Here is a 7,315-nt window from a genome sequence, read left to right as displayed (position 1 = left end):
CATAATTTCTGCGAGAGCTGCAACCGCGTGCGCCTGACCTGCACCGGCACGCTCTATATGTGCCTGGGCCAGGAGGACGCCGCCGATCTGCGCGCCCCCTTGCGCGCCTCGCCCGACGATGCCGGCCTCCACCGCGCCATGGAAGAGGCGATCTCGCGCAAGCCCAAGGGCCATGACTTCATCATCGACCGGCGCCGCGCCAAACCCGCCGTCGGACGCCATATGAGCGTCACCGGCGGCTGAGGCTCTGCCGTCATTCCGGGGCGATCCGAAGGATCGAGCCCGGAACCCAGAACCGATGCCGCTGCTTGGAAGAGCTGACCGGCTCGCGTCACGAGGACACGCATCGGTTCTGGGTTCCGGGCTCACGCCTTCGGCGTGCCCCGGAATGACGGCGGAGGGATAATGGCAGCGCTCAGCGCTGAAGGTCGTCAGACCGACCGGGTGATGCCGCCATCGACGCGGATGTTCTGCCCGGTGATGTAGCCGGCATCGTCGGAGGCCAGGAAGGCGATCGTCCCGGCGATCTCTTCGGCGCGGCCGTAACGCTGCAGGGGCACGCGCTCACGGCGCTCATCCGTCGCCGGCAGGCTGTCGATCCAGCCCGGCAGCACATTGTTCATGCGGATGTTGTCGGGTGCGTATTTCTCCGCAAAAATCTTGGTGAAGGAGGCAAGGCCCGCCCTGAACACCGCCGAGGTCGGGAACATCGCATCGGGCTCGAAGGCCCAGGCCGTCGAGATGTTGATGATCGAGCCCGAGCGCTGCGCCTGCATGATCGGCGTCACCAGCCGCGCCGGCCTGACCGCGCTGAGGAAATAGACCTCCATGCCGCGCTGCCAGTCCTCGTCGGGGATTTCCAGGATGGGCGCACGTGGCCCGTGCCCGGCGCTGTTGACCAGGACATCGACCCTGCCCCAGCGCTCGAAGACCGTATCGACCAGGCGCTTGACGTCGTCGTTCGACTGGTTCGAGCCGGTGAAGCCGATGCCGCCGAGCTCCTTGGCCAGCGCCTCGCCCTTGCCGGAGGAGGACAGGATCGCCACCGCAAAGCCGTCCTTGGCGAGACGACGCGCGGCGCTTGCGCCCATGCCGCTGCCGCCGGCCGTGATGATCGCCACTTTCTTCGTCATAGCGCGCTCTTTTCCTGGTTGATGCCCCTGTTCATAGGGTCCGGCGCCGGCCTGAACCATGGATTTCCCGTGCAGGGACCCTGTAGCGCTGCTACATCCTTTCGATGTCGCGAATGCCTCCGCTTGCAACCCTGCGCGCTTTCGACGCCGCCGCTCGCCATCTCAACTTCAGGCTCGCCGCCGAAGAGCTGAACGTGACGCATGGCGCCGTCGCGCAGCAGGTCCGGGCGCTGGAGGCCAGCCTCGGCGTGGCGCTGTTCGAGCGCGAGCCCAGAGGCCTGGCGCTGACGCCGACAGGGCGCGCCTTCCATCCGCAGATCCGCCGCGCCTTCGCCCTGATCGCGGGCGCGATGGCGGGAATCGAACCGACGCAAGCGCATGAGCGGCGCGGCGTCACCGTGACGGTCACGCCCTCCTTCGCGGCGAGATGGCTGATTCCGCGGCTCGGCAGCTTTTCGGCGCTCGCGCCCGATGTCGAGGTGCGCGTGCTGGCCTCGGAAGCGACGGAGCGGCTGGGTGGCCCCGGCCTGCCCGATCTCGCCGTGCGGCTCTCGGCGCCGCCCTTCGACCGCGCGCTGGAGGCGCAGCGGCTGCTCGCCGATGATCTGTTTCCCGTCTGCAGCCCGGCGCTCGCCGCAACGCTGGCGACGCCGGCCGATCTCCTGGGGACGACGCTCCTGCACGACGCCCATGACGCCTGGCCGCTCTGGCTGGAGCTGGCCAACGCCCGGGCGCCGTTGACGGCCGGCAAGCGCTTCAGCCAGACCGCGCTCGCTTTGGGAGCGGCGCTCGACGGCCAGGGCATCGCGCTCGCCCCCTTCGCCCTGGTCGCGGACGATCTCGCCCAGCACCGGCTCGTGGCGCCCTTCGGGACCGATATCCGCCTGGTCTCGGAGCGGGCTTTCTACCTGCTGACGCCGAAGCTGGCGCGGACGCGGCCCGAGGTCGCGCTGTTTCGCAGCTGGCTGCTCGATGAGAGCAAGCCGAGGGCGGAGCCTGGCGTTTGACGGTTTTGCGCGCGGCAGGGCCGTAAACTGGGACAGAGCTCAATTCGTTAGAGTCCGTTTGGAGACTCTGCGACCCCTCATCCTGAGAGGCTGGCTTCGGAGGGCTGCCCGAGCCGTCATTGCGAGCGTAGCGAAGCAATCCAGGGGCCGTCGAGCGAACCCTCCTGGATTGCCTCGTCGCTGACGCTCCTCGCAATGACGGGCTAGGCCGACCCTGTAGCCGCCCTCGGAGCCACGCGCCTCAGGATGAGAACTGGAATGTCCAAACAGAGAGGGCTCTTCCACCACCCCAACTCGTTACAACTTGACCCGATAGCCGGTTGGGCTAACGTTTTGGCCCGTTCCGGTTGCAGGCGTTTCATGCTGAGTCGTGTCCATTCCCGGATCAAGGCGTTCCCGCGCGCCGCGTTCCGCCTGGTGCAGGACACCGTCTTCGAGAGGCTCGTGCTGGCGGCGATAAGGCTGTGGCGCGATGTCCGCTTCCCCGCCTTGCTCCTGACCGGCGTCCTGTGTCTGTGCCTGGCCTTCGCCGGTTTCTCGGCGCGGACGGTGTTTGCGAGCTTGCGGCCGGCAGCGACCACGGCGATCGGCCCCGGCATCGCGGCGGTCTTCGCCTTCCTCATCGTGCTGGAACTCTGCGCCGCCGGCGCGCTGACGGGGCTGCAGGGCTTGCTGCGCCTGTCCTACGACACCGGCCGCCACCGGATCGGCGCGCTGTTGACAATGCTTGCGCTCATCATCGCCGGTGTTGCGGCCCTGGCGCTTGCGGCGGTGGCTGCGGGCTCGGCCTCGTTGCTCGGCCACAGCGCGCTCTTCATCGCCGCGCCGCTCCTGATTCTGGTCGCGCTCTGGTTCGACAGGGCCTATCGCCGCCCGGCCTTTCCGCGCTTCCGCGATTTCCACGCCGACATCGTCGATGTCCGGGGCTATCTGGCGCGAGCCTCTCATGATGGTTGATCGCGCATGACCGATGATCGCGGCAGCGGCACGGGCGTGCCGCCGATTACCGGCTATCACCTGGCCGAAACGGTGCAGGCCGGGCTGCGCGGCGCCGGCGACGCGCTCGCCAACAACCCGCCCGCTCATTCCGCCCTGCCCTCGCAGACCGAGCTCGGCCTGCTCGCCCGCGTCACCGAGCTGTTCAACGGCATCCGCCAGGAGGCGACGGCCAAGCTCAATGCGCTTCATGCCGAGGTCATCGGCAAGCGCGAGGCGCTGACGGCGGAGCGCTACGAGACCCGGATCAGGCGCATCGAATCCGGCATGCGCGCGCTGCTGAACAAGCATGGCGGCGAGCTCGAGCAGACGGTGTTCGACGCGCTGAAGGCCAAGCGCGAATATGAGTACTTCAACTATGTGAACCAGCGCAGCGCCGACCCGAAGCTGGAGAAATGGCAGTTTACGCTGGCCTTCCTGGTGGTGCCGCTGGCGATCGAGAGCCTGCTCAACGGCAATTTCTTCGCCGACGCCAGCGATTTCGGCCTGATCGGCGGGGCGGCGACCGCCGTGATCATCTCGGCGCTGAACATCTCGCTCGGCTTCGTCATGGGCCTGTGGCCGGCGCGCTATTGCCAGCACGCCAAGGCCTCGCATCTGTTCTGGGCGCTGCCGGCCTATGCCGGGATGATCGCGCTGATCGTGCTGTTCAACCTCGCCGTCGGGCATTACCGCGAATTGCTGATCGCCAATCCAGACGCCGCCTCGCAGCAGGTGGTGCCGCATATGCTGGCGAACCCGCTCGGCGTCTACGAGCTGAAATCGATCGCGCTCGTGCTGATCGGCTGCCTGATCGCCTTCTTCTCCGCCTCCAAGGGCTATTCGGCCTTCGGCAGCTACCCCGGCCAGGCCTTCGCCTATAAGCGCTGGCGGCAGCGCTGGGAGGCGGTGGAGCGAGAGCGCCGCCGGCTCGACACCGAGCTCGCCCCCGAACTCGAGCAGATCCGCGGCCAGGTCGAGGGGTTCCGCGAGGATTGCCAGAGCGAGATCGGCCGGCTGCAGCTCGCCAAGGCCAGCGCCGACCAGATCCGCGACCGTTATCTCACCCGCGTCGCGCAGTTACGCGCCGCCAAGGACGCCGCCGTGATGCAGTATCGCGAGGCCAATCTCAGGGTGCGCACCGATCTGCCGCCGGCCTATTTCTCGCAGGGCATCAACCTGCCCGAGATCGACCAGCCGGCGGAGCTCGTCGACCATTCCAGGCTGCGGGCGCTGATCGAGGATGTCGAGCGCCAGTTCGCCAATATGCCAGCCCTGATCGAGGCCAAGCTCAAGGACCAGCTGGCGCTGGTGCGCGGGGTCGATCTCGCCGGCGAGATCGAGCGCCTGAAGACACGCGCGATCGAGGCCGGGCGCGAAGCCTATGAGCAGGACGAGGCCAACCGCAAGGCGATCCACGCGGAATTTTCCGCGACGCCGCGCTGAGACGGAGCCTTGGAGATCTCCCACAGCCCTCATCCTGAGGAGCGCTCCGCCGGAGCGCGTCTCGAAGGATGTTCCAGGAGGCTCCCGAACCATCTGGAACATCCTTCGAGATGCCGCTGCGCGGCTCCTCAGGATGAGGGCTCACAGGCCCAGACGGGCGCCGGAGCGGATTGCGACAGGCCATGAAAAGCGAACATTGGGCGATCACCGCCACCATCCTGGCCGGCCTCTCGCTCGCCGGTTTCTTCGCCGCCCCGAGACTGCTCGGCGGGCCGCCGCGCGATGCGGAGACGCTCTGCAGGAAGAGCGGGCCGGTCGGGCATACGCTGATCCTCGTCGACAAGACCGATCCCTGGAGCGAGGTCCAGGCGGGGCGCTTGAAGAAGCTGGTCAAGGAGGTCGGCGAGGCGCTGCCGGCCGACCGGCTGATGTCGATCTATGTCTTCAAGGACGTGTTCGAGCCGAATTTCCCGCCGCTCTTGGCGCTATGCAACCCCGGCCGCACGGTCAGCGAACTGATCGGCAATCCGCGCCGCGACTATGTCCGGTGGGTCGAGAAATTCGGCCGTCCGCTCGACGAGGCGCTGACGGTGCTGGCCCAGCCGGCCAAGGGCAATCAGTCGCCGATCGTGGAGGCGATCGGCGACGTGCTGGCGCGCCGCGAGAACCGCGTGCAAAGCGGAGACCGGGCGCTGCTCCTGGTCTCAGACATGCTGCAGAACTCGCCGCAATTCACCGTCTTCGGGAACAGCCCCGGCGCGCGCGATCCCGAGCGCCTGCGCCGGCTCGTCGGCAAGACCTGGAGCGATGCCGATGGCGCCTCATGGCGCCTGCAGGTGCACCAGGTCCAGGGCGTCTACGATGGCGCCCGGCTCGAACAGGCAAGCTCGCTCTGGCAGCAGGCTTTGCGGGCGCTCAACATCCCCTTCGCCTGGGACCGGCTTTAGAGCCGTGTGTTCACATCCGATAGGCCATGCGCACGCCGCCCCAGTGGCGGCCATTGATCCGCAGCGGCGCGTCGACTTCGCGCATCAGGTCGGTGACGCCGCCGCCCATGTCGCGTCGATAGGACTGGACCAGGAAGGGGCGCACCGAGCGTGCCGCCATGATGCCGGCCCGATCGTCGAAGATGCGCCGGTTGCGGCTATTGGCGATGTTCCAGGCCGGATCGCCCAAGCGCTGCGGCTGCGAGAAGGCAGCGTTATGGACCGGGATATAACCGTTGCGGTCGATCGGCAGGGCAAAGACCATGCGGGGATCGCTCGCCAGGGTCTTCGCCAGCAGCGGCGGCAGGATCGCTTCGAGCGTCGGCAAGGCGAGGTTGGCGTATTGCGGCGGATCGGTCTGCGGCAGCAGCCGGTAGTCGATGTCGAAGAGCTCGTCCTCGCTCAGCCGGCGCTCCCGCAGCGCCTGCAGCATGGCCTGCGCGATGCTGTCGGCAAAGCTCTGTGCCGCCACGATCAAGGGCCGGTATGAACGCTCGATCTCGCCCAGCAGCGCCCGCAGCGGCGCATTCGCCTCGACCGCCCCCGATTCGAAGGCGATATGCAGGCCGAGTTCGCTCGTCGCCATCAGGCGGCAGGCGAGCGGCGGAAGCTCATCGATCCTGATCGTGCCCCTGGCGCCCAATCGCGGCGGCTGGGCGACGCTTGCAAGCAGCGCGCCGCCTAAGCCGAGATCGATGGTCTGGCTGACGATGCGTTGCGTGCCGAAGCTGACCTCGGCGCGGCGCTCGGCGGGGAAGCGGTCATATTGGCGGCGGTCGGCGAAGGCGGCGTGCCGCAAGGTCGGGATGAAGCGCCGCAGCATGTTGTCGGCCTGGCGCACGCCGTCGGACAGCGAGCTGCGCGCCCGGGCGCTGTCATCGGCAGCCGAGAGCGCCACGCGGTCGATCTCGTCGACACGGTGGAGCACGGTTTCGACGAAGCGCGCCGTCTCGCCGGCGCTGCGGGAGAGCTCGGCTGCAGCCGCAGCCTGCTCCTGCGCGGCGCCGCCGATGGAGGCGATCACCGGATTGACGTCGCGCACCATGCCCAGCGCCTCGTTGACGATCGCGGCCGAGCCCTGCGCCGTCTGGCTGAGGTTGTCGACGCGACGGCGGATATGGTCGACCGCCTCGCGCACCTCGACCGAGAGCGTCTTGACCTCCTGCGCCACGACACCGAAGCCGCGCCCCGCCTCGCCGGCGCGCGCCGCCTCGATCGTCGCGTTGAGCGCGAGCAGATTGGTCTGCCTGGCGATCTCGGCGATGGCATCGACGATGCTGCGGATCTCGAGCGTGGCGACGGCGAGCCCGGTCATCATCTCCGTCGCCTCGCCGGCACGCGTGGCTGCGGCGTCAAGCCTGTCGCGGGCGCTGATCATGGTCGCGCCGACATGCTCGGCCGCGTCCGAGACCTGCTGCGTCGCGGTCGCCAGCGCGGCCGAATTCATGCTGGCGGTGAAGGTCGCGGCGCGCAGGTCCGCGATGCTGTCATGGATCTCGCGCGAGCGCCCCTCGGCATGGGCGGAGAACTGCTCGGCCTCACCAAGACCGCCGGTCAGGCGGCGCATCGCCGCCACGACATCCTGCTCCAGCGTGCCGACGGCCTCGTGCAGCGCGCTGTCATCATAGGTGCCCTCGAGCGAGACCTCGCTCACGGGCGCCGGCAGCGCTTCGCCGGTGGCGGAACCCTGCGCGGCCGCCATGTGGTTTCGACTGCCTATCCAGCGCCGAACCTTGCCGAGCATCAGCCATTCCTGGAGTGTTGGAGA

The 7,315-nt window shown here is 68.2% G+C and carries 6 protein-coding genes and 1 pseudogene; 5 read left to right on the top strand and 2 right to left on the bottom strand.

Annotated features, from left to right (window positions below; translation table 11 throughout):
- Positions 1-243 (top strand): annotated as a pseudogene (locus CYD53_RS22130) (GTP 3',8-cyclase MoaA); the annotation flags it as partial.
- Between the two features lie 188 nt (positions 244-431).
- Here CYD53_RS22130 and CYD53_RS22125 read toward each other — a convergent pair.
- On the bottom strand, positions 432-1,133 hold the full coding sequence (locus tag CYD53_RS22125) for an SDR family oxidoreductase (protein WP_103720251.1): 702 nt from the start codon (positions 1,131-1,133) through the stop codon (positions 432-434).
- A gap of 113 nt (positions 1,134-1,246) precedes the next feature.
- Between CYD53_RS22125 and CYD53_RS22120 the strand changes: the two genes are divergently transcribed.
- From CYD53_RS22120 to CYD53_RS22105, 4 genes are all read left to right on the top strand, one after another.
- Positions 1,247-2,140, top strand: a complete 894-nt coding sequence (locus CYD53_RS22120; RefSeq protein ID WP_245928372.1) for a LysR substrate-binding domain-containing protein — start codon at positions 1,247-1,249, stop codon at positions 2,138-2,140.
- 360 nt (positions 2,141-2,500) lie between these two features.
- Positions 2,501-3,097, top strand: a complete 597-nt coding sequence (locus CYD53_RS22115; protein ID WP_103720249.1) for a hypothetical protein — start codon at positions 2,501-2,503, stop codon at positions 3,095-3,097.
- 6 nt (positions 3,098-3,103) lie between these two features.
- A complete protein-coding gene (locus CYD53_RS22110) occupies positions 3,104-4,561 on the top strand; it encodes a hypothetical protein (protein ID WP_103720248.1) in 1,458 nt (485 codons plus the stop codon).
- A 182-nt stretch (positions 4,562-4,743) separates the two neighbouring features.
- Positions 4,744-5,508 carry a hypothetical protein gene (locus tag CYD53_RS22105; protein WP_103720247.1) on the top strand — a complete coding sequence of 255 codons (765 nt, stop codon included), beginning with the start codon at positions 4,744-4,746 and terminating at the stop codon, positions 5,506-5,508.
- A gap of 10 nt (positions 5,509-5,518) precedes the next feature.
- Here the strand turns inward: CYD53_RS22105 and CYD53_RS22100 are convergent, their stop codons facing one another.
- On the bottom strand, positions 5,519-7,291 hold the full coding sequence (locus CYD53_RS22100; RefSeq protein ID WP_181011976.1) for a methyl-accepting chemotaxis protein: 1,773 nt from the start codon (positions 7,289-7,291) through the stop codon (positions 5,519-5,521).
- Positions 7,292-7,315 lie beyond the last annotated feature (24 nt).

Source organism: Allobosea psychrotolerans, from assembly GCF_002917105.1.
Lineage (GTDB): Bacteria > Pseudomonadota > Alphaproteobacteria > Rhizobiales > Beijerinckiaceae > Allobosea > Allobosea psychrotolerans.
The sequence above is the reverse complement of the archived record's forward strand: the minus strand, read 5'-3'. Positions and strand labels throughout refer to the sequence as shown.